This window comes from Chitinivorax sp. PXF-14 (assembly GCF_040812015.1).
Lineage (GTDB): Bacteria > Pseudomonadota > Gammaproteobacteria > Burkholderiales > SCOH01 > JBFNXJ01.
Map to the genome: position 1 here is coordinate 267,158 of NZ_JBFNXJ010000002.1, position 23,035 is coordinate 290,192.

Here is a 23,035-nt window from a genome sequence, read left to right on the forward strand (position 1 = left end):
GCGCCATGGAACAGCGCTACACGAGCTTCGCCAGCTTCTATCCGTATTACCTGAGCGAGCACAGCAACCGCACCTGCCGCCGGCTGCATTTCGTCGGCAGCAGCCTGGTGCTGGGGCTGCTGCTCGCCGCCCTGCTCACCGCCCACCCGGCCCTGCTGTGGTGGATGCCGCTGGCGGGCTACGGCTTTGCCTGGGCCGGCCATTTCTTCTTCGAGCACAACCGCCCGGCGACCTTTCGTTACCCGGTCTATAGCCTGATCGGCGACTGGGTCATGTACTGGCAGATGATGACGGGCAAAATCCGCTTCTGACCGCCACCCGGCATGGGCCCACCGGCCCATGCCCTCCTCCCGCGCCGCCATCATGCCTGCGGCATAGCGCCACAAACCGCCGGACAGGCCGTCGCTGCTGACTTATCGCCCGATATTGGGCAAGCAAACGACGTTTAATTTCCTATACTCATTGCAAGGTCCGCCGTAGATTTCAACGCTTGTGCGGGAGGGAGCGCATGCGCCATGCGCATTGCTGGGTCGCCATCTGCCTCATGCTCGGCATGCTGTTGCCGGGCTGCAGCAGCACGCCCAAGCCGGTCAACGTGCGCGCGGTGGTCGAGGCGCAGAAGAACGTCAACCCGGACAGCAAAGGCCGCGCCTCGCCCGTGATCGTGCGCGTGTACGAGCTGAAGTCGCTCGCGACCTTCAACGACCTGGATTTCTTCTCGCTCTACGAGCGCGACAAGGAGACGCTGGGCGCCGAGATGCTCGCGCGTGAGGAACTGCAGCTCAAACCCGGCGAATCACGGCTGATCGAGCGGCCATTGCAGCTCGATACGCGCTATGTCGGCGTGGTGGCAGCCTTCCGCGATCTGGCGCGGGCGCAGTGGCGCGCCTCGGTGGCCATCCCGGCGGAACGCAAGAAGCTGCCGCTGGCGATCGGCGTGGACAAGACCAAAATATCCATCACCATCCCCGAATAGACGATGTCCTGGAACAGCAAAGTCATCTGGTCCGAGGGGATGTTCCTCGAACCACAACACTTCCAGCAGCACGACCGCCACGTCGAACGCATGATCGAGGGGCGCGTCGCGCCGATCGCGCCGTTCGGCTGGGGATTCAGCAGGCTGGAACTCGACGCGGCCGCCCTTACGCTGGGCAAGGTGCAGTTGCGCGAGGCGAAAGGGGTGCTGCCGGACGGCACCCCTTTTGATTTTCCGGCGCAGGATGCGCCGCCCGATGCCCTCGACATCCCGCCCGACACACGCAGCGCCAAAATCTACCTGGCGCTGCCGGTGCGCCGCGTGGGCCTGCCTGAGGCGACCAGCGACGGCGATGCGCTGGCGCGCTACCTGGTGGAAACACGCGAGGTCGTCGATACCCATTCAAGCGCCGACCACAGCGCGCCGATCGACACCGGCCGCCTGGCGCTGCGGCTGTTGCGCGAGCAGGATGCGACCGACGCCTATGCGCTGCTCGGCTGCGTGCGCGTGGTGGAGCGCCGCGCCGACAACCAGCTGACGCTCGACCGCGGCTACATCCCGCCGATGCTGTCGGTCGCGGCCGATACCACGCTGTCGAGCTACGCCAACGAGCTGCACGGCCTGTTGCACCAGCGCGCCGAGACGCTGGCCGCCAGGCTCGGCCAGCCGGGGCGCGGCGGAGTGGCCGAGATCGCGGATTTCCTGTTCCTGCAGACGCTGAACCGCTGCGAGCCCCTGTTCGCCCACCTGGCGGGCCATCCGCTGCTGCACCCGGAGCGGCTGTTCGCCGTGAGCCTGATGCTCGCGGGCGAGCTGTCGACCTTCAGCCAGAGCACCCGCCGGCCCTCGGCGATGCCGGGCTATCACCACGATGCGCTGGAGACCTGCTTTCCGCCGCTGATGGACGAGATACGCCGTACGCTGACCATGGTGATGGAGCAGACGGCGATCCCGATCGAGCTGCAGGACCGCAAATACGGCATCCGCGTAGCGGTGATCCCGGACCCGGAGCTGACGCGCCATGCCAACTTCGTCCTAGCGGTGAATGCGCAGATGCCGTCGGAGGCCGTGCGCACGCGTTTTCCGGCCCAGCTCAAGATCGGCCCGGTGGACAAGATCCGCGACCTGGTGAACCTGCAACTGCCCGGCATCGGGCTGCGCTCACTCGCCGTGGCGCCACGCGAGCTGCCTTACCACGCGGGCTTTCACTATTTCGAGCTCGACCGCAACGGCGAACTGTGGAAACAGCTTGAGCGCACGGGCGGGCTGGCGATGCATGTGTCGGGCGAATTCCCCGGCCTGGAGATGGAGTTCTGGGCCATCCGCGAGTGAGCGGCCCGCACTGATTCGGCCCGGCTTGCCGCCTGGCCATGGCTTCGGCCAGGCGCAGGCACGCGCCGGGCCACGAGAACCCTTGCTTGAGGCGATCCCATGTCGCAGGACGATCCGTTTGCCACGCCGAGCGGCGACCGCACCATCATCATGCCCTCGCCACGCGGCCGCGCCGCGCAGACGCCGCCGCCCGCGCCGCAGCCGGCGGGCCCGGCGGCCTTGCCAGACGACGGCCCAGCGGCGCTGGCCGGCCTGAACCCATTGCTGGCGATCGCCAACCCCCTGCTCGACATCGTGCCGCAGCTGCGCGCAACGCCGGTTCACAACGACCCGGCCGGCCTGCGCGACTTTCTGGCGCAGGGTATCCGTGAATTCGAGTCGCGCGGGCGCGCGCTCAATCTGCCGCAAGAGGTGATGATCGGCGCGCGCTACTGCCTGTGCACGCTGCTCGACGAGACCGCTGCCTCCACGCCGTGGGGCGGCTCGGGGGTGTGGGCCGGGCACAGCCTGCTGTCGATGTTCCACAACGAGACCTGGGGCGGCGAAAAGTTCTTCCTGCTGCTCGCCAAGCTGGCGGAAAACCCAAGGGCCAATCGCGACCTGCTGGAGCTGATGTACGCCTGCCTGGCGCTCGGCTTCGAAGGCCGCTACCGCGTGCTCGACAACGGCGCGTCGCAGCTCGATGCGCTGCGCCACCGGCTGGCCGACATCCTGCGCAAGGAGCGCGGCGAATACGAGCGGGACCTGTCGGCGCAGTGGCTGCCGGCGCAGATGAAGCGCTCGCGCGTGCTGATGCACCTGCCGCTATGGGTGGCCGCCGTGGTGGCCGTTGCCGTGCTGTTTCTGGCCTATCTTGGGCTCAGCATCCGGCTCAATCACGCCTCCGACCCGCTGTTCGCGCAGATCCAGTCCATCCGCGCCAAGGCGCCGCCGCCCGTCGTCGTCGCCCCGCCGCCGGCGCCCAGCCCGCGTTTGGCGACCTTCCTCGCGGAAGAAGTACGGCAGGGCCTGGTTTCGGTGCGTGAGGATGCCAACGCCAGCGTAGTGACGATACGCGGCGACGGCCTGTTCGCCCCCGGCAATGCGACGATCGAAGCCAATTACCTGCCCCTGCTCGGCCGCATCGCCGCAGCGCTCAACGGCGTGGCGGGCCGCGTGCAGGTCACCGGCCACACCGACAACCGGCCGATCCGCTCGGCGCGCTTCCCGTCCAACTGGCACCTGTCGCAGGAGCGCGCGCGCAACGTCATGCAGATCCTGCAGGATGGCCTGAAGACGCCGAGCCGCATCAGCGCCGAGGGCCGCGCCGACGCCGAGCCGATCGCCGCCAACGACACGCCCGATGGCCGCTCGCGTAACCGCCGCGTGGAAATCACCCTGTATGCGACCAAGGTGGCACCATGAAGAAGTTGCTCGGAGCGATTTTCAACCGCCACGTGCTGACGCTGCTTGGCCTGATCCTGCTGGCGCTGCTGATCTGGCTCGTCGGTCCGTTGATCGCGATCGCCGAATTCCGCCCGCTCGACCCGCGCTGGGTGCGCATCACGCTGATCGCCGCCGCCTTTGCCATCTACCTCGGCAGGCTGCTGTGGCGCTGGCTGCAGAACCGCAAGAAGAACGCCCAGTTGATGGATGGCCTGCTGGCCGCCCACGCGCCGGCCGGGCCCGATACCCAGGGCCCGGGCGCTGAAGAAGTCGCGCTGCTGCGGCAACGCTTCGAAGAGGCCGTGGGCGTGCTCAAGCAGTCGCGCCTCGGTGGCCAGAAGCGGCAATCGCCGCTGTCGGCGCTGTTTGGCAGCCTGACGCAGCGCTATGTCTACGAGCTGCCTTGGTATGTGTTCATCGGCGCGCCCGGCTCGGGCAAGACGACCGCGCTGGTGAACGCCGGGCTCAAGTTTCCGCTCGCCGACAAGTTCGGTCAGAACGCGATCCGCGGCATCGGCGGCACGCGCAATTGCGACTGGTGGTTCACCGACGAAGCCGTGCTGCTCGACACCGCCGGCCGCTACACCACGCAGGAGAGCAACCAGTCGGCCGACGCGGCGGCGTGGCAGGGTTTCCTCGCACTGCTCAAGAAATTCCGCCCGCGCCGCCCGATCAACGGCGTGATGCTGACGGTCAGCGTGACCGACCTGCTGCAGCAGAACGCGATGCAGCGCGAGCAGCACGCCGCGGTGCTGCGCACGCGCATTCAGGAGCTCTACGGCGAGCTCGGCGTGCGCTTCCCGATCTATGTGCTGGTGACCAAGGCCGACCTGCTCGCGGGCTTCATGCAGTTTTTCGGCGAGCTCGGCGCCGAGGAGCGCGCGCAGGTCTGGGGGGTGACCTTCCCCTACCACGAAGAGCCGGCGGCCGACCCGACCGCTGCGCTCGGCAATGATCTCACCGCGCTGGAGCGGCGCCTGAACGACCGCCTGATCGACCGCCTGGAGCAGGAGCGCGACCCGCAACGGCGCGCGCAGCTTTACCTGTTCCCGCAGCAGTTCGCGATGATCCGCCACCTGCTGACGGACTTCCTGCAGTCGGTGTTCGCACCGTCGAGCTACGAGATCCCGCCCTTGCCGCGCGGCGTGTATTTCACCAGCGGCACGCAGGAAGGCAGCCCGATCGACCGGGTGATGGGCGCGCTGGGCCGCAGCTTCAAGCTCGAAAGCCGCCTGCTGCCGGCGCAGCGGCCAAGCGGCAAGAGCTTCTTCCTGAGCCGGCTGATCCGCGACGTGCTGTTTGCCGAAAGCCAGCTCGCCGGCACCAATCTGCGCTGGGAGCGCCGCCGGGCGATGCTGGCGCTGGCCGGCTTCGCCGCCGCCGGCCTGATCACGGCCGGCATGCTGAGCGCCTGGGGCATCTCGTATTCGCGCAACAGCAGCTATCTGGCCGATGTCGCGGCCCGGCTGCCGGCGGTCAGACAGCGCGTGCAGGCCATCGCCGTGCCCGGCACGCCGGACGTGCTGCCACTGATGCCGCCGCTGACCGAGCTGCGCCATGTCGCCGACACACCCGAGTTCATGGCGGCCAAGCCACCGCTGTCCTTCGGCTGGGGCCTCTACCAGGGCGACAAGCTCGATACGGCGGCCGACATCGCCTATCGCCACCTGCTGCGCGACGCGATGCTGCCGAAACTCGGGCTGCGGCTGGAAACCCTGCTGCGCAGCAGCGGCGAATCGCATGCCGACCTGCTGTACGAGGCGCTCAAGGCCTACCTGATGCTGACCGATGCCGAGCACTTCGATGGCGCCGATTTCAAGGCCTTTGTCGAGGCGGACTGGGACGAAAACCTGCCGCACGACGTCAGCAGCGACGACCGCGACCAGCTCAGGGCACATTTGGCCGCCCTGCTCGAAAACGGCCAGCCGCAATACCCGCTGCCGCTCGACAAGGCACTGGTCGCGAGCACGCGCAGCTCGATCGCCCAGACACCGATCTCACGCCGCATCTACAATCGTATCCGCCGCGCCGGACTCGGCACCGATCTGCCCGAATTCACCATCGCCCAGGCCGCTGGCCCAGCCGCCGCGCTGGCCTTCTCACGCCAGAGCGGCCAGCCGCTGACGCGCGGCGTGCCGGGCCTGTTCAGCGTGGAAGGCTACAAGCGCTTCAAGAAAGCCTCGGAAGAAGTCACCGCACAACTGGCCACCGAGGAAGGCTGGGTGCTGGGCAGCCCGGGTAAGGCCGACAAGGTGCGCGATGCCAAGGAGGAAGCCGCCCTGCTCGGCGAGGTGCGCCGCCTCTACCTGGAGGACTATGGCAACACCTGGGATGCCTTCGTCAAGGACATCCACGTCGTCAGCGGCGGCGGGCGCAAGCAGAGCCTGCAGACGGTGAGCCTGCTGTCGGCGCCCGATTCGCCGCTGCCCAAGCTGTTGCGCGCGATCGTCGAACAGGTGACGCTGGTGAAGAAGCAGGACGAGCAGAAAACCCTGGTCGAAAAAGGCGAGGATCGCTTCAAGGAAACCACCAAGACGCTGCGCAAGCTGGTGGGCGAGGACAAGCCCGCCGCCACGCTCGACACCGCGAGCAGCGCGCAGACGCTGGTCGACGACCGCTTCGACGGCCTGCGCCGACTGGTGACGCCGTCGGCACCGGGCCAGCCCGCCCCGATCGACGCCACCACGGCGCTCTTGAAGGAGCTCTATGCGCAGATGACGGCGGCCGATGCCGCGATCCAGGGAGGCAATGCGCCACCGCCGAGCGACGTGGCGAACAAGGCCAAGGTCGAGGCGGGGCTCGCGCCCGAGCCGGTGCGCGGCATGCTGCTGGTGCTCTCCGACGCGGCGGCAAGCCAGGCGCTGTCCGGCGTCAAGGAGAACATCAGCCAGCTGATGGGGGCGAATATCGGCGACTTCTGCAGCAAGGCCATCGCCGGCCGCTACCCCTTCGTCAAGGGCAGCGCGCGCGATGTGACGCAGGATGACTTCGCCCACCTGTTCGCACAGGGCGGCCTGCTTGACGACTTCTTCCAGAAGAACCTGCTGACGCTGGTCGATACCTCGACCAGGCCCTGGAGTTACCGCCAGCTATCCGACCGCAAGATGAGCGACAGCACCGGCGCGTTAGCCCAGTTCCAGCGGGCGCAGGCGATCCGCGATGTATTCTTCCGCGGCGGCGGGCGCGGGGCGGCGATGCGGCTCGATTTCAAGCCGATCGAGATGGATGCGAGCATCACGCAGTTCATCCTCGATGTCGACGGGCAGCTGGTGAAATACAGCCACGGCCCGCAGGTGATCATGCCGGTGCAATGGCCCGGGCCGCGCGGCAGCACGCAGGTACGCCTGCAGCTGTCGCCGCCGCTCGCCAACGGCAGCTCGGGCCAGGTGTACGAAGGGCCGTGGGCGCTGTTCCGCATGTTCGACAAGGTGCAGATCGAGCCCTCGGGGCAGCCCGAGAAATTCATCGCGGTATTCAATGTCGATGGCCGCAAGGCGCGCTTCGAGGTCGCGACGGGCAGTGTGCAGAACCCGTTCCGCCTGCGCGAGCTCGACCAGTTCCAATGCCCGGAGCGCCTGTGATGGAGGCGCCCGGCTGGTTCGGCAAACTGCCGGCGTTAGGCGATTTCGCCTCGCGGCGCCTGCCCACGAGTTTCATCGAGACCTGGGATGCCTGGCTGCAGAGCGGTATTGCCGCCTGCCGCCAGCGTGCGCCCGAGGCCTGGCTCGAACATTATCTGAACGCGCCGATCTGGCGCTTCCTGCTGCTGCCGGGCACCTGCGGCCCGTCGCTGTGGGCCGGCGCGCTGATGCCCAGCGTGGACAAGGTGGGGCGCCACTTTCCGCTGACCGTCGCACAGGAGCTCCCGGCCAATACGGCGGCGTTCGACCATGTGCTCGGCGCGCACGACTGGTTCGCCAGGCTGGAGGACGCCATGCTCGCCACGCTCGACCTGCAGGCGACGGTAGAGGCGTTCGAACAGACGCTGGCCGATGCACCCTACCCCGCCGCCCGCGCCCAGCCACAGCTCGCGGCCCAGGCGCTGGCACAGGCCTGGCAGAGCGTGGCGCCGGACAGCGAACTCACCCTGCCGACGCTGGCTGACCTGCGGCCCACCTGTGCCCAGGCCGGGCTCGACTACCTGTTAACCTATGGCAACCGTTGCACCCTGTGGTGGACGGCGCCGGAAAGCGGCCGGCAGGCGACGCTGCTGGTGTTTCGCGGCCTACCGACAGAAAGGAACTTCAGCCGTCTGCTCAAGCGCTGCTGACCGTCCGCGCTGGCAAGCGGCGGCCAAGCCTGTGCTTGAAGTTATGCAGAGGCGGGGTTAAAACACAGACATGGACTCAAAAACAGTTCACCTCCCTTTCACGCCCCGGCTCGCGGCCCTGGCGGTGACCTTGCTGTTTGCCGCCTGCGCGGTGCCGCCGCAGCAGGCCGAGCAGCCCGCGCCGGCACCGGCCGCCACCGCACCTGCGCGCAGCGTGCCGCCGGTGCCCAATCTGCCGCCGCACGAGGCACGCGCGCTGGCTCAGAAGCAGGCCCTGGAAGCCCGCGACCAGCTACAGAATGGCGAGGAGGACGCCGCCCGAACCCTGCTCGAACAGGCCGTGCAGCTCGACAGCAGCAACGAGATGGCGCGCAAGCTGCTCGATCAGATCAAGGCCGATGCGCAGCAGGAGCTCGGTGGTACGCATTTCAGCTACACCGTCCAGTCCGGCGACACCATGGCGAAGCTGGCCGAACGCTTTCTGAACGACCGCCTGCGCTTTTACATCCTGTCGAAATATAACGGCATCAGTAATCCGAACCGCCTCGGCGTCGGCCAGGTCATCAAGATCCCCGGCCAGGCGCCCAAGCAACAGCCGGCACCCAAGCCAGCCCCCAGGCCGGCGGAAGCGGCCAAGCAGGCCGAGACGCCCAAGCCGCAGGAAGCAGTAAAGCCAGTCGAGGCCCCCGAGCCCCCCAAGGTGAAGGCGCCGCCAGCGCAGGACCCAGCCCAGAAGCAGGCACTGGTGCAGCGCTACACGCGCGAGGCGCTCGCGGCCTACCACCGCCAGGACCTGGACGGCGCCATCAAGAAATGGGATCAGGTGCTGCAGATCGACCCCTACAACGAGACGGCAAAGTACAACCGCGCCAAGGCGCTCGACCTGAAGCAGCGCATCCAGAAATTCCCGGCCAAGTAGCGGCGCAGGTGCCGCCCGCCCACGGCTAGGCGGCGACGGCGTCGTCGTGCTTGTGGATGACGAAGGCGCCCTTCTCCAGTTCGAGGAATTCGGAGCTCAGATGGCCGAATTCCTTCTCCCATAGTGCGACGATCTTCTTTTCGTCGGCCCGGCGGCCATCATCCAGAATCACCGTCGATTGCCGGTTCAGGTGGCGGTAGAGCACCGGCAGCGCCGGGTAGCGGGCCAGCCGCTGGACACTCGCCGGCGGGCCATCCACCACCAGCAGGTCGATCGGCTGCTCGATCGTCAGGCCCGCAGTGTCGTACCACAGCCAGGTCTGGTCCCGGTTCTCGAACGCCGTCAGCGGCGCGTGCAGCACCGTCGCGATATCCTCCAGCCCGTGCAGCCGGATCAGCTGGCGGCTGATCTCGGCGTATTTGGCGTCATGCTCGAGCGACACCACCTTGCCCGCACCCAGCTGCTTGAGGCAGTAGGCGATGACGAGCGTGGATACCCCGCTGCTCGCCTCCATCACCAGCGCAGGCTTTTCCGACAGCACCGTTTCGGCAATCTTCTTGAGCAGATCGGGCGAGGCGGCCCAATCACGGGTATTGGGCAGCGGCAGGCTCGGCTTCAGGGTGAAGAACAACGACAGCAGCGATTCGATCTGCCGATAGTCCTGGTCTTGCTGGGCCGCCTGTTTCTGCTGGCCTTCATGCAGCTCGTGGCTCAGGCGGCGATAGGCCTCGAATATCACCGCCAGCAGCAGCATCGTGCACAGCACCGGCACCACGACAGCGGCAACCTCGCCGGACAGTTGCCTGCCCGCCAGCGCCACGACCAGCAACAGCGCCGACGCGGCCAGGATCAATACACCGTCTTTCTTCGTCATCCGCAGCAGCATCGCGGCCATTCCTTTCCAATTGAAAATCGATTGCTGGACACCGCCGATTCGACGGCTCGGCTCATCATGCCGACCTCCGCTTGCAGTTCCCCCCGTGCTGCCCGCTCACCGCCTGGGTGGGGACCGGTCGAGCTGGCGCAGCTTGTCCTGCAGGCGCCGGGCCTCCTGCAGCTTCAAGGCAGCCCCGGTATGCGCGGGCTCGTAGCGCAGGCTCGCTTCGAGATAGCGGATGGCCGTCGCCAGGTCGCTGCCATAGATGCGCAGCGCTTTCTCGTAATAATCGGTGGCCAGCGCCCGGCGTATCGTCTGCGCCTTCGTCGCCCACACGGCCGGCGGGTCACCACGCAATGCGATGGCCTGTTCGTAGAGCGGCAGCGCCCGCTCCTGCGCACCCTGTTCGTCGAGTTGTCTGGCGCGCAGATACACCGCCTCGGACAAGCGCTGCCGCCCCGTCGTGTCGCGCGGGTTGGCGTCGACATAGCGGCGCATGTCGCGCAGGCCGCCCACCGTGTCGCCGGCATTGAACAGCTCCAGGCTCTGCTCCAGCTCGTAGCCGCTGACGCCCTCGCCGGCCTTCTCCGCCGGCCTGGCGACGCGGGCGGCCGGCGTGCCGGTATCGAGCCGATAGCGCGGCGCGCGCTCCGCCTGGATTTTGACGATGCGCTGGCGCTCGATCTCGCGCAGCACGCGCGCCGCATCCTGGTTTTCCGGGGTCAGTGCCAGCACCTTGAGCATGGCGACGGTCGCGCCGTCCATGTCACCCTTGCGCTGCGCCGCGTAGCCTTGCTGCAGGTGTTCCGCCGCGGCCCTGGCAATGGCGGTCCGGCTGGCGGCCAGCCGTTTGCGGTAGCGTTCCTCGTCGGGCATCAGCAGCGTCAGCACCTGCCACTGCGCGGCGGCCTGCGCCAGGTCGCCGCTGGTCTCGGCCTGCTGAGCCAGTTGCTCGCGCCGTGCGGCGGCGTCCTGCACCGTGCTGTCGAGCACCACATTGGAGATGGGGAGCACCGGCGACTGCGAGACACAGGCCCCCAGCAGCAGCGCACAAGGCAGCAGCGTCGATGAATACCGTCTCACTCCGCCCCTCGCCGGCCGTTGTATGGCGTGAAGATGGCCAGCTTGGCCTTGAAGTCGTTGATGTCATCCTCGCCGAACACCATGGTCCGGCGCAGCATGAAGCGATAGCCGAAGAAGCCGTTGCCGCCGGGGGTGACGGTGAAACCCAGGCGGATGTTCTGCCGGCTCAGCAGGTCGGACACCAGCTCGTTGGTATCGCCATAAGGGAAGGCGTAGGTCTGCGGGCTCACCGCCAGCCGGTTGCGGATCACCGTGATCGGCGTGTCGACCTCGGTGCGCAGGCGCTCCTTGTACTGGCTGTCGCTCTCCCTCGGCTGGCGGGTCGCCAGATTGCCGTGCGTCTTCGAGTGCGGCTCGATGTCGATCACGCCGGAGGCCTGCATCTCCTGCATCTGCGACCAGCTCAGCGCATCGGCGGCGCCGACGAAGTCGCTGTAGAGATACACCGTGGCGGGAAAGCCGTATTTCTTCAGGATCGGGTAGGCGATCTCGTAGGTGGAGCGGTAGCCGTCGTCGATGGTCAGCACCACGGCCTTGCGCGGCACGCCCTCGCTGCCCTGCAGGAAGCCCTGCAGCTGCGCCATGGTGATGACCTGATAGCCATTGCGGGCCAAGAACGCCATCTGCCCCTCGAACGCCGCCGGGCTGACCACGAGCTTGCCGCGAGTGTTGCCGAAACGGTGGTAGCACAGCACCGGCACGGTCTGGTAGCCGTCGGCATACACGCCGATCGCGTTGCGCGGCCGCAGTGGGATGGCGATCACCTGGCCGGGCTGCAGCCTGCTGAGCTGATTGAACTCGGCGATCTGCCAGCCACGCCGGGCATCGCCGTAGTAGCGCTCGGCCAGTGCGCCGAGCTCATCCCCTTGCTGCGCCTGCATCAGCACGAAATCGCGGTCCTGCGCCAGCACCGGGCCGACCTGCTTGACGGCGGGCTTGGCCGGCTGCGGCGCGGGCGAGCCGCAAGCGCCGAGCAGCAGTGCCAGCAGCACGCCCGCCCAGCGGCGATCAGGCTTCGGCGGGCTCGGGCGCTGGGGGCGGCTCATGGCGTTCCTGCAGGGCGACTGCGGTATCGTCGAAGGCCTGGTACAGCTCGCCGAACTCATCACTGCGCGACTCGGCGATGCGGTAGTCGTAGCGGCCCTTGGCCAGCTCGCCGAGCGAATTCCGCAGCACGCGCATGGGCTCGGCCAGACGTTGGGCGAGAAAGTAGCTGCCCGCCGCCACGGCGATGCTGGTCACCAGGATCAACATGCCGAGCAGCGCCAGCGTAAGGTTGGCGACATGCGTGAGCGGCGACTGGAACAGGCCGAGATGCACGCTGCCGATCGAGCGGCCCTGGAACAGCACCGGCGTCTCGAAATCGAGCACCTCGCGCAAGTCGCTCGGCTGAGCGAAGCTCTGCACCTTGATGCCGGGATCGCGCGAGACGACGGGGATGCCGTTCGGCGGCGCATAAGGCCGGCCCACCTGGCCGGGCAGGCTGCTGCCGCGGATGGTCTTCTGGTAATCGACGACCTGCAGATAGGCGAATTCCTGCCGGCTCACCGTGTCCTGGATGAACACGTCGATCTGCGCCCATTCCTCAGACAGCATCGGCACCGCCGTCTGCGTCGCCATGAACTTGGCCAGCGAGCCGCCGTAATCCATCGCCTGGTCGAGCATGGCTTCGCTCTGCCGCTTGTGGATGTAGGCGCCAGCCAGGGTCATGGTGACTGCCACGATGGCCGCCATGATCAGCGCCCAGCGCACGCGCATCGGAATCTTGCGGCCATGCTCGCGGGTGTGGCCGGCCTCGGCCATCTCGCGCGCGACGGCGATCAGCGCCTGCGCCATCTCCTCGCCGGACTGGAAGCGCTTGTCGGGCTGCTTCTTGAGCGCCCGGTCTACCACGCGCCGCAGGCTCAGCGGCAGGTCCGGCCGCAGCTTGTCGAGCGGCACCGGCTCGTTCTTGACGATCTTGAGCGCGACGCTGACCAGCGTATCGCCGTCGAACGGCAGCACGCCTGTCAGCAGCTCGTACAGCACCACCCCGGCGGAGAACAGGTCGGAACGCGCATCGACGGGCTGTGCCGTGACCTGCTCCGGCGACATGTAGTTGGGCGTGCCGATCACGTCACCGACGCGCGTAGCCTGCGTGGCGTCGCCGCCCTCGATGCGGCAGATGCCGAAGTCGGCCACCTTGATCAGCGTCGAATCCTTGACCTGCATGATGTTGGCCGGCTTCACGTCGCGGTGGACGATGCCCTTCTTGTGCGCATAATCGAGCGCCTTGGCAAGCTGGATGCCGATCTCGACCACCGTCCTGACCGGGATCGGCTCCTTCTTTTTGAGCAGGTCGGCGAGCGTCGGCCCCTCGATCAGCTCCATCGCGATATAGGGCTGGTTGTCGGCCTCGCCGACGTCGAACACGGTGACGATGTTGTTGTGCGACAGGATGCCCGCGCCTCGCGCCTCGCGCAGGAAGCGCACGCGGTAATCCTCGCTGCGCGACAGCTCGGGCAGCAGCAGCTTGATCGCGAGCGTGCGGTCGATCTCCGGGTCGTAGGCCTTGTATACCTTGGCCATGGCGCCCGCACCGATCAACTCGCGCACCTCATAGCGCCCGACCTTGTCCATGGCCGGGGGCGCCCCCACGACGGTCTGATCCAGCATTGCCACTCCGGTTTCTGCGCCAGCCGCTCGGGCCGGGTCGGCGCGAAAATGGGAAAGTGCCGCGGAAGACCGAAATGGAGAACCCGCTTGCCGGCTGCGGCTACGCTACCAGCATAGTACAGCGCCGGCTTTTCCACCGCCGATGGCCGCACGGGCGGGGCGCGAAAGGTGTTTCACGCGTGCGAGCCCGCATCCGGCCCGGCGCCGGCCCGGAGCGAGCCATACAACCGTGATCATGAACCGTGCAGCCTGACGGCGCACGGCTTGCCACGGGGGTTCCCGGCCACCACGCCAGCTCAGGCACGCTGGCCGCGATGCACCAGCCAGTCCAGCGTCTCGTCCCACAGCGGGCGGCAGGCGGCGCGAAAATAGCCCATGTGCCCGATCGGCTCGCCCGCTGGCGGCGGCGCGATATCGCGCACGCTCAGTTGCGCGTTGCGGTAGCCGCTGGCAAAGGCATCGCGCGAACGCGGTGGTGCCCAGGGGTCGTCCAGCGCCGTTACCGACAACAGCGGCAGCCGCACCTCGGCGTATTGGCGGCGCATATCAGCCATCTCCGGGTCGTCGAAGAAATAGTGCGGGTAGCGGCACCATCTTTTCCAGTCGCGGTAGACGCTGAGCGGCAAGTCCTCGCCCATGCCGAGCAGACGCCACGGCATATAACCTTTCCAGGCCACCAGCGGCGGCAGGATCAGGTTCCACAGCAGGCGCACCTTGATGCCATCGAGCCAGGGCATCCAGCCCGCCCAGCCGGCGCCGCTGCCAAAGCTGCAGCAGGCGCTGATCAGCCGGTGATTCGGCAAGAGGCCTAGGGCATGCCCGCCAAACGAGTGGCCGACCAGGTACAGCGGCACGCGATCGCTTTGGTGCGCCTCGACCGCGGCCGCCAGATCGAGCCGCCCCCAGTCGAGGTAGGACATCTCGAAGCCGCGCAACGACGCCGGCCGAGACAGGCCGACACCGCGGTAATCCAGCGTCAGTACGCAGAAGCCGCGCTGGCTGGCATATTCGGCAAAGCGCCGGTAAAACCCCTGCGGCACGCCGGTGGCGCCCGCCAGCAGCAGGTGGGCACGGGCCTCGCCACCGGCCGCCGGATAGCGCGTGGCGGCGAGCCGGTAACCGTCGGCGGCGACCAGCGTGAGCGCCTCGCCCATGATCTTGCTCGCGTCTTCCATCTGTGGCCTCAACATCCCTTGAACACCGGCTCGCGCTTTTGCAGCATGGCCATGACACCCTCGCCGACGTCCTCGCTGCGGATCAGCGCAAGCAAGGTCGGCGTCAGCGTGGCCAGGGCCGCATCGTCGCCGGCATCGCGCGCGAGGAAAGCCGACTGCAGCGTGGCCTTGATCGCCAGCGGCGCAGCCCGCGCCACGCGCTGGGCCAGCTCGATGGCGCGCGGCAGCACCTGCTCCGGCGCCGCCACCTCGTTCACCAGCCGCATGCGCAAAGCTTCTGCCGCGCCGAACTCGTCGCCGGTCAGCAGATAGCGCATCGCGTCGATCCAGCCGGCAGCCTGCGGAAAACGCACCGTCGAGCCGCCCGAGGCCGGAATGCCGCGCAGTACTTCCAGGTGCGCAAAGCGGGCGTTGTCGGCGGCGATCGCGATATCGGCGTTCAGCATCAGCTCGATGCCGGCGGTCCAGCACATGCCCTGCACCGCCACCACCACAGGCTTGCTGCGGCGCGGCTTGTTGACGCCCCACGGGTCGATGCTGCCGGGCTCATACTGCAGCCCGCCGCCAGCCAGTTTGGGCGTCAGTTCCAGCAGATCGAGGCCAGCCGTGAAATGTTCGCCGTGTGCGAACAGTACCGCGCAGCGCAACTCGTCGCGCGTCTCGTATTCGCCGAGCGCCTGCGCCAGGTCGGCGATCATCGCACTGTCGAAGACGTTGCGCTTGCCGGCCCGATCGAGCCCCAGCAGCAACAGATTGCCACGCTGTTCGCGGCTGACACGGCCCGGGCCGCTGTTTGCCTGATTCATCCCTGATCTCCTGTACGTTGAAAACGCTCACGATCCGTCGCGGGACTGCGGCGCTGGCGTAAACCGCATCACCGCCCTGCCCCACAGCCCGCTCATGAGGCATGTCTTGGTCGACACAGTTTCTTACCAAACGTTTGGTAAGTCAAATAAAACGAACGTTTGGTAGGTTTGAAATTGAGGCCGCTAAACGATTGATCTAGAATGGGCTATCCAAACCAGCACCGGATACCCGACATGCGCCCGCAGAAAATCTCCCGCGACGAGCTGCTGCAACGTTGCGCCGCCACGTTCAAGCGCTACGGCTATCACGGCACCTCGATGGACATGCTGGCCAGCGCCTGCGAGCTGACCAAGGCCTCGTTCTACCACCACTACCCGAACAAGGAAGCGCTGGCGCGCGACGTGCTGCAGCGCACCCACGCGGTCGTCAACGAGGCGCTGTTCGCGATCGCCTACGACGACGGTGCCACGCCGCAGGATCGGCTGCAGCGGATGAACCACAAGGCGAAAAAGCTGTTCATGGGTGACGCCGTCGGCTGCCTGATGGGCGTGATCGCCATCGACGCCACCTATGCCGTGCCGGAACTGATGCCCCCCATCCGCCACTTCATCGACGACTGGGCCGCCGCGCTGGCACACCTGTTTGCCACCCGCTGGCCCGAGGCCGAGGCGCGGCAGCTGGCGCGGCAGACGGTCGCCGACTTCGAAGGCGCGATCCTGCTGTCGCGCATCGATGGTACGGGCGACTATTTCGACCGGGTGTGCGAGCGCGTGGCGGGCTATCTCTAGCCGCCGCGCAGGCACAAAAAAAGCCCGGCGCGAGGCCGGGCAGGACGGGATGCCTGGACGATGCCAGACAGGAACTACTGTTTCGCCTGAGTCGGCTCAGCGCTGCTCCAGCCACCGCCAAGGGCGCGGAACACGTCGACACTCGAAGTCAGCTGCGATACCTGCGCATCTAGCTGGTCCTGCGTGGTCGAGTACAGGTTGCGCTGCGCGTCGAGCAGTTCGAGATAGCCCGACTGGCCAGCCTTGTAGCGCAGCTCGCTGAGCTTGAGCGACTGTTCGAGCGCATCGATGCGGCGTTGCTGCGCATTGGCGCTGTCGCGGGCGGCGCTCATGCTGTTCAGGGCATCGAGCGTTTCCTTGAAGGCCTGCTGCACCGCCTTCGCATAGGCCGCCTCGGCCTGACGCGAGCGTGCCTCGGCAGCGCCGACCTGGGCATCGATGCGCTTCAGCCCGACCAGCGGCTGGGCCAGCGATGCGGCCGCATTCCACATCAATGCCGGGCCGGAGAACAAGTCGCCGAGCGCTTCGCTCGCCGAGCCCCAGGCGCCGGTCAGGCTGATCGACGGGTAGTACTGCGCCCGGGCCACGCCGATCTGGGCACTGGCCGCCTGCAGGTTGGCCTCAGCCTCGCGCAGGTCGGGGCGCTGTTCGAGCAGGTTGGCAGGCAGGCCGGTCGGCACCGCCGGCGGATTGGGCAAGGCCACGCTCGATGCCGGGCGGGCAATCCTGGCCGCCGCCACGTCACGCGGCGAACGCCCGACGAGCACCGCCAGCGCGCGCTCCGCCTGGCTCTGCGCGGCCTTCAGGGCCGGCAGCGCAGCGGCGATCGCCTCGCGCTCGCTCTTCGACTGGGCCAGATCGAGCGACGAGATCACGCCGGCCTTAAAGCGGCGTTCTTGCAGCTTGACCGACTCGTCGCGGGTAGCCAGCGTCTTGTTCGCCACATCGACCTTGTGGTCGAGGCCGCGCAGCTGGAAATAGGTCTGCGCGACCTGCGCCGCAATCGCCGACTGCGCGGCATGGCGGGCCTCGCGGCTGGCCGCGAGCTGGGCCGCGGCAGCCTCGTTGGCGCGGCGCACCTTGCCCCACAGGTCGAGCTCGTACGACACATTGAGCGTGGCCTGATGCTGAGTGATGCGATCTGGCGTGCCGGGCACGTAGCTCGCCGTCTTGTGGCTGGGCCGCGTGCGGCTCGACGACGCGCCGATGCCGACATCGGGCAGGTAATCGACCCGCGCCGAGTCGAGCAAGGCGCGCGCCTCGTCGACCCGGGCACCGGCGGCACGCAGGTCCTGGTTGTTGGCCAGCGCGGTGTCGACCAGCGCATTGAGCGTCGGGTCGTTGTAGTCCTGCCACCAGCGCGACAGGTCCTGCCGGCTGTCGGCCGTGCTGGCCACCGGCAGCTCCAGCGCGGGACGCTTGTAGTCCGGGCCGCTGGCGCAGCCGGCGAGCAGCGCGCCCGCCACTGCGATTGCAATCAGATTACGCATTGGGTTCCTCCGTGGTCGTGCGTTCGACCGGAATCACGTCTTCTTCCTTGCCCTTGCCCATACGCAGATTGGTGATGAGCTTGAAGAACAGCGGGACGAAGAAAACAGCCAGGAAAGTCGCTGCGATCATGCCGCCGACCACGCCCGTGCCGACCGATTGCCGCGAGGCAGCGCCGGCGCCGGTCGAGATGGCCAGCGGCAGCACGCCGAGGATGAAGGCGAGCGAGGTCATCAGGATCGGGCGGAAACGCAGCCGTGCCGCTTCCAGCGCCGCATCGACGGTCGACAGCCCTTCGTTCTTCTTGAGCACGGCGAACTCGATGATCAGGATCGCGTTCTTCGCGGCCAAGCCCAGCAGCGTGACCAGGCCGATCTGGAAGTAGACGTCGTTGTTGAAGCCGCGCAGCCATACCGCCACCAGTGCGCCAAAGGTGCCGAACGGCAGCGCCAGCATCACCGAGAACGGCAGCGACCACTTCTCGTATTGCGCCGCGAGGATCAGGAACACCATCACCGCCGCCATGCCGATCGCCAGCCCCGAGGTGCCGCTCGAACGCTTCTCCTGGAAGGATGCACCACCCCAGTCGTAGCTGAAGTCAGGCGGCAGCACTTCCTTGGCGATCTGCTCGACGCGGGCGATGGCCTGCCCCGAGCTCACGCCCGGTGCGCCCTGCCCCATCAACTTGACCGATGGCAGGTTGTTGAAGCGATCCAGCGTTTCCGGGCCGGACGAGTACTGCACCTTGGTGAAGGCCGACAGCGGGATCATCTTGCCGGTGCTCGATTTCACATACATCGCGCCGATGTCCTCGGGCTTCATGCGATAGCGGCTATCGGCAGCCATGATCACCTGCCAGGTGCGGCCGAACTTGTTGAAGTCGTTGACGTAGTAGTTGCCGAGTGTCGCCGACAGGGTGTTGAACACCTCGTCCACCGGCACGCCGAGCGATGCGGCCTTCTCGCGGTCCACGTCCACATAGAGCTGCGGGGTCGAGGCGCGCCACAGCGTATTCACGCCGGCCAGCATCGGGTCCTTGTTGGCACGCTCCATGAACTGCTGCGTGACTTCGTTCAGGCGCTTGGCACCGCCATCACCGCGGTTCTGGATGTAGAACTCGAAGCCACCCGCGTTGCCGAGGCCGAAGATCGCCGGCGGGTTGAAGGCCAGCACCAGCGCCTCCTTGATGCCCGCGGTCTTCATGAACAGCTCGCCCACCAGCTCGCTGGCCTTGACCTTGCGCTGGTCCCACGGCTTCTGCGTGACGAAGAGCGTCGCCGCCGAGTTGCGGAAGCCACCGCCGAGGAAGTCCATGCCCGCAAACGAGATCACGTGGGCATTGGCTTCGTTCGACTGGATCGCGCCGATCACCTGCTGTACCACCTTGTCGGTACGCTGCAGCGTCGCGCCATCGGGCAGGTAGACCGCACCGATGTAGTAGCCCTGGTCTTCTTCCGGCACCAGCGAGCCCGGGGTGTGCTTCCACAGCCCGGCAGTGATCGCCACCATGCCTGCGAACAGCAGCACGCCGAGCACCGAGCGCTTGAGCATGAAATGCACGCCATTCACATAGCGGCCGGTGACGCGGTGGAACCAGTCGTTGAACCAGGTGAAGAAGCGGCCCGGCTGCTTGTGCTCGCGCTTGAGGATCAGCACGCACAGCGACGGCGTCAGGGTCAGCGCCACCACGCCCGAGATGCACACGGCGATCGAGATGGTGATTGCGAACTGGCGGTACAGCTCGCCGGTCAGGCCGCCCAGGAAGGCGATCGGCACGAACACAGCGGTCAGCGTCAGCACGATGGCGATCACCGGCCCGGTCACCTCGCGCATCGCCTTGACGGCGGCGGCGTGGGCCGAGACGTGCTCCTCGTGCATGATGCGCTCGACGTTTTCGAGCACGACGATCGCGTCATCGACCACGATACCGATCGCCAGCACCATGCCGAACAGCGTCAGCGTGTTGATCGAGTAGCCGAGCAGCAACATGCCGGCAAAGGTGCCGATCAGCGATACCGGCACGGCGATGGTCGGGATCAGCGTGGCGCGCCAGTTCTGCAGGAACAGGTAGACCACGAGGAATACCAGCACCATGGCCTCGCCCAGCGTCTTCAGCACCTCGTGGATCGAGACCTCGACAAAGCGCGTGGTGTCGTACGGTGTCGCATAGGTCATGCCCTGCGGGAAACGCTCCGCGATCTGCGTCATGGTACGGTTCACTTCGTCCGCCACGTCGAGCGCGTTGGCGCCCGGCTGCAGGAAAATCCCCAGCAGCGTTGCCGGCTTACCGTTGTAGCGACCGATGAAGTCGTTATCCTTCGAGCCGAGCTCGACCCGCGCCACATCCTTGAGCTTGACCATCGAACCGCCGTTGTTGGCGCGCACGATGATGTTCTCGAACTCCTTCACATCGGCAAGGCGCCCCTTGGCGGTGATCGTGTAGACCAGCTCCTGATCCTTGTCGTTGGGCGACTGGCCGATCTTGCCTGGCGCGAACTGGGCGTTCTGCTGGTTGATCGCGTTGATCACCTCGCCCGTCGTCATCTTGAGCTGGGTCAGGCGGTCCGGCTTGAGCCAGATGCGCATCGCGTAGTCCTTGGCACCGAAGATCTGCACATTGGTGGTGCCGGGGATACGCTTGACCTGGTCGAGCACGTTCTGCGTGACATAGTTCGAGATGTACAGGTCGCTGTAGCGCGCGTCGGGGCTATAGAACGCCAGTACCTGCAGGAAGGCCGAACTGCCCTTCTCCACCGATACGCCCTGGCGCCGCACTTCCTGCGGCAGGCGGGCTTCGGCCTGCTTCACCCGGTTGTTGACGTTGAGTGCCGCCTGGTCGACGTTGGTGCCGATCTCGAAGGTGACCTGGATTTCGACCACACCATTGCTGGCCGAAGTCGAGCTCATGTACTGCATGTGCTCGACACCGTTGATCTGGTTCTCCAGCGGTGCGGCGACAGTCTGCTCCAGCACCTCGGCAGAGGCGCCCGGATAGACGGCGCGCACGGTCACCACCGGCGGTGCGATCTCGGGATATTGCGCGATCGGCAGCACACGCATCGCGGCCAGGCCAGCAAGCATGATGAAGATCGAGATGACCGCCGCGAAGATCGGGCGGTCGATGAAAAAGCGGGAAAACATGGATTAGCCTCGCTCTCTCATCAAGCCTTGGGTTGTGCGGCAGGCGCGGCAGCCGGGGCGGCACCGAGCGGCACCGGCTTCACCGGCGCACCGGGGCGCAGCTTGGGCAGGCCGTCGACGATCACTTCCTCGCCGCCCTTCAGGCCGCTGCGGATGATCCAGCCGCGATCCTTGCCCATGTCCACCCACTCGCCGACTTCGACCGGCTGCGGCTGCGCGATCGGCGCACCGTCCTTGCCCTTGCCGACCAGGAACACGAGCTTGCCCTGGCCGCTCTCGATCACCGCGCGCTGCGGTACGGCCAGCGCGTTGGGGCGCTCGCCGCCGGACAGCAGTACGCGCACGAACTGGCCCGCTGCGAGTTTGCCATTCGCGTTCGGCAGCTCGGCGCGCGCATCATAGGTGCCGGTCGAGGTATTGACGTGGGCATCGCGGAAATTGAGCCTGCCTGCCTGCGCGGCCATCGAGCCGTCGGCCAGGCGCACATTGACCTTGAACTTGCCACCATCGGGTAGTTTGACCTTGCCGTCGGCCGCATCGTGGTCGAGCCTGAGCTGGTCGTCTTCCGAGATGCTGAAGTTGACGTAGATCGGATCAACCTGGACCAGTGTGGTCAGCAGGCTGTCGCCGCCGGCCTGCACCAGGCTGCCTTCGGACTTCTGCGCCTTGCTGGTGATCCCCGCTACCGGCGCGTTGACGTGTGTGTAACCGAGGTTCAAGCGGGCTTCCGTCAACCTGGCCTGCGCCGACTTGAGCGCGGCAGCCGACAACTGTTCGGTCGATACCGCATCGTCGTATTCCTTCTGGCTGACCGCCTTCTGCTCGATCAGCGGCTTGAGCCGCGTGGCTTCGCGCCGCGCCTGGGCGAGCTTGGCCTCGGCGCTAGCGACATCGGCCTCGGCGGCAGCGGCCTGCGCTTCGAACGGCTTCGGGTCGATCAGGAACAGCGGCTGGCCAGCCTTGACGGCAGCACCCTCTTCATACAGGCGCTTTTCCAGAATGCCGGTGACACGACCGCGCACCTCGACTTCCTTCGAGCCGGCGGTCTGGCCGACATATTCGAAGACAACGGGCAGGTTTTGCGGGGTGACTTTCACCACCGCCACTTCGGGCGGGGGCATGCCGCCCATGTGGCCACCCGGCTGTTCTTTGGAACAACCGGCCAGCACCACCAGGGCCAGCGATACGCTTGTGGCGATTTTTGTCGTTGAAACGCGCATTCATGCTCTCCAGTTTGCTACGTGTTATTGGGCTGAAGTGGGGAACTAATTTCGTTTGCAATTATCGTAACATACATACAAGAATGTTTGTAAGTGGAATTTTTGCTAAACTTAGAACATATATTTTGGGGATGCCATTTTTCGATCGCCGTGGGCATCCCGTGATCTTGTTATTTTGGAGTACCGCCGTCGTGGCCAGACGCACCAAGGAAGAAGCCCAGGAAACCCGCTGCCAGCTGCTCGATGCGGCCGAACAGGTTTTCAGCGAAAAGGGCGTGGCTCATACCTCGCTTGCCGATGTGGCAGCCGCCGCCGGCCTGACACGCGGCGCCATCTACTGGCATTTCAAGAACAAAGCCGACCTGCTCGATGCAATGTGCGACCGGGCAACGATGCCGATGGAAGAACTGCTCGAGGCCTACACCGAATCGACCAGCAGCCCGCTGCAGCGCATCCGCCTGCGTGCGGCCGAAGCGCTGCGGCAGACGGCGCACGACGCGCGCTTTCGCTCGATGCTGATTATCGTCTTCCACAAATGTGAGTATGTAGACGAACTCTCTGCAGTCAAGGAACGTCATCTGCAAAGCCGCAACGAGTGCGTCGAGCAGGTCACGCAGGAGTTCACCGATTCGGTTGCCGCAGGCGAGCTGCCAGCCGATCTCGACCCCCGCCGCGCCGCCATCGGCCTGTTCGCCTTCTTCGACGGCCTGGTCTACAACTGGCTGCTCGACCCCACCTATTTCGACATCGATACCAACGCCCAGTACTGGGTGGACCAGTACCTGGGCGGGGTGCGCCAGCCGCTGCCCGACCCGGGGCCGGAACAGGAAACCAAGCCGGCGGCAGCCAGCCGCGGCAAACGCTGCTGCCGCTGAGCAC

At 66.6% G+C, this 23,035-nt stretch carries 18 protein-coding genes; 9 read left to right on the forward strand and 9 right to left on the reverse strand.

What is annotated here, in order from left to right; translation table 11 throughout:
- Positions 1 to 5: 5 nt before the first annotated feature.
- From ABWL39_RS04030 to ABWL39_RS04060, 7 genes are all read left to right on the forward strand, one after another.
- Complete coding sequence (locus ABWL39_RS04030) at positions 6 to 311, forward strand: Mpo1-like protein (RefSeq protein WP_367787357.1); 306 nt, start codon at positions 6 to 8, stop codon at positions 309 to 311.
- Positions 312 to 508: 197 nt separating this feature from the next.
- A complete protein-coding gene (gene tssJ, locus ABWL39_RS04035; RefSeq protein ID WP_367787358.1) occupies positions 509 to 976 on the forward strand; it encodes a type VI secretion system lipoprotein TssJ in 468 nt (155 codons plus the stop codon).
- 3 nt (positions 977 to 979) lie between these two features.
- Entirely contained in the window at positions 980 to 2,308 is a 1,329-nt protein-coding gene (tssK, locus tag ABWL39_RS04040; protein WP_367787359.1) for a type VI secretion system baseplate subunit TssK, read from the forward strand.
- A 99-nt stretch (positions 2,309 to 2,407) separates the two neighbouring features.
- Positions 2,408 to 3,712 (forward strand): DotU family type VI secretion system protein, encoded by a 1,305-nt coding sequence (locus tag ABWL39_RS04045; protein WP_367787360.1) that lies wholly within the window; start codon positions 2,408 to 2,410, stop codon positions 3,710 to 3,712.
- Positions 3,709 to 7,314, forward strand: a complete 3,606-nt coding sequence (gene tssM / locus ABWL39_RS04050; RefSeq protein WP_367787361.1) for a type VI secretion system membrane subunit TssM — start codon at positions 3,709 to 3,711, stop codon at positions 7,312 to 7,314. The genes ABWL39_RS04045 and tssM overlap by 4 nt, the downstream gene beginning before the upstream one ends.
- The gene (gene tagF / locus ABWL39_RS04055; protein WP_367787609.1) at positions 7,314 to 8,003 is read left to right on the forward strand and encodes a type VI secretion system-associated protein TagF; all 690 of its coding nucleotides are present in this window, start codon (positions 7,314 to 7,316) and stop codon (positions 8,001 to 8,003) included. The genes tssM and tagF overlap by 1 nt, the downstream gene beginning before the upstream one ends.
- Positions 8,004 to 8,073: 70 nt before the next feature.
- A complete protein-coding gene (locus ABWL39_RS04060) occupies positions 8,074 to 8,922 on the forward strand; it encodes a LysM peptidoglycan-binding domain-containing protein (RefSeq protein ID WP_367787362.1) in 849 nt (282 codons plus the stop codon).
- 25 nt (positions 8,923 to 8,947) lie between these two features.
- Here the strand turns inward: ABWL39_RS04060 and ABWL39_RS04065 are convergent, their stop codons facing one another.
- The 6 genes from ABWL39_RS04065 to ABWL39_RS04090 form a co-directional block, all read right to left on the reverse strand.
- The gene (locus tag ABWL39_RS04065; protein ID WP_367787363.1) at positions 8,948 to 9,796 is read right to left on the reverse strand and encodes a class I SAM-dependent methyltransferase; all 849 of its coding nucleotides are present in this window, start codon (positions 9,794 to 9,796) and stop codon (positions 8,948 to 8,950) included.
- Between the two features lie 117 nt (positions 9,797 to 9,913).
- Positions 9,914 to 10,882 carry a hypothetical protein gene (locus tag ABWL39_RS04070; RefSeq protein ID WP_367787364.1) on the reverse strand — a complete coding sequence of 323 codons (969 nt, stop codon included), beginning with the start codon at positions 10,880 to 10,882 and terminating at the stop codon, positions 9,914 to 9,916.
- Positions 10,879 to 11,928 carry a polysaccharide deacetylase family protein gene (locus ABWL39_RS04075; RefSeq protein WP_367787365.1) on the reverse strand — a complete coding sequence of 350 codons (1,050 nt, stop codon included), beginning with the start codon at positions 11,926 to 11,928 and terminating at the stop codon, positions 10,879 to 10,881. Before ABWL39_RS04075 ends, ABWL39_RS04070 begins: the two co-directional genes overlap by 4 nt.
- The gene (locus ABWL39_RS04080; protein ID WP_367787366.1) at positions 11,891 to 13,537 is read right to left on the reverse strand and encodes a protein kinase; all 1,647 of its coding nucleotides are present in this window, start codon (positions 13,535 to 13,537) and stop codon (positions 11,891 to 11,893) included. The genes ABWL39_RS04075 and ABWL39_RS04080 overlap by 38 nt, the downstream gene beginning before the upstream one ends.
- A gap of 296 nt (positions 13,538 to 13,833) precedes the next feature.
- Positions 13,834 to 14,712 (reverse strand): alpha/beta fold hydrolase, encoded by an 879-nt coding sequence (locus ABWL39_RS04085; protein WP_367787367.1) that lies wholly within the window; start codon positions 14,710 to 14,712, stop codon positions 13,834 to 13,836.
- Positions 14,713 to 14,720: 8 nt separating this feature from the next.
- Entirely contained in the window at positions 14,721 to 15,518 is a 798-nt protein-coding gene (locus ABWL39_RS04090) for a crotonase/enoyl-CoA hydratase family protein (RefSeq protein WP_367787368.1), read from the reverse strand.
- A gap of 234 nt (positions 15,519 to 15,752) precedes the next feature.
- Between ABWL39_RS04090 and ABWL39_RS04095 the strand changes: the two genes are divergently transcribed.
- Positions 15,753 to 16,307 carry a TetR/AcrR family transcriptional regulator gene (locus ABWL39_RS04095; protein WP_367787370.1) on the forward strand — a complete coding sequence of 185 codons (555 nt, stop codon included), beginning with the start codon at positions 15,753 to 15,755 and terminating at the stop codon, positions 16,305 to 16,307.
- 74 nt (positions 16,308 to 16,381) lie between these two features.
- On the opposite strand, the gene ABWL39_RS04100 is transcribed toward ABWL39_RS04095, so the two are convergent.
- The 3 genes from ABWL39_RS04100 to ABWL39_RS04110 are packed head-to-tail and all read right to left on the reverse strand — an operon-like array spanning position 16,382 to position 22,156.
- On the reverse strand, positions 16,382 to 17,797 hold the full coding sequence (locus ABWL39_RS04100; RefSeq protein ID WP_367787372.1) for an efflux transporter outer membrane subunit: 1,416 nt from the start codon (positions 17,795 to 17,797) through the stop codon (positions 16,382 to 16,384).
- Entirely contained in the window at positions 17,790 to 20,936 is a 3,147-nt protein-coding gene (locus ABWL39_RS04105) for an efflux RND transporter permease subunit (RefSeq protein ID WP_367787374.1), read from the reverse strand. The genes ABWL39_RS04100 and ABWL39_RS04105 overlap by 8 nt, the downstream gene beginning before the upstream one ends.
- 20 nt (positions 20,937 to 20,956) lie before the next feature.
- Entirely contained in the window at positions 20,957 to 22,156 is a 1,200-nt protein-coding gene (locus tag ABWL39_RS04110) for an efflux RND transporter periplasmic adaptor subunit (RefSeq protein WP_367787376.1), read from the reverse strand.
- Positions 22,157 to 22,347: 191 nt separating this feature from the next.
- On the opposite strand from ABWL39_RS04110, the gene ABWL39_RS04115 reads away from it, so the two are divergent.
- Positions 22,348 to 23,031 carry a TetR family transcriptional regulator gene (locus tag ABWL39_RS04115; protein WP_367787377.1) on the forward strand — a complete coding sequence of 228 codons (684 nt, stop codon included), beginning with the start codon at positions 22,348 to 22,350 and terminating at the stop codon, positions 23,029 to 23,031.
- The last annotated feature ends 4 nt before the right edge of the window (positions 23,032 to 23,035 follow it).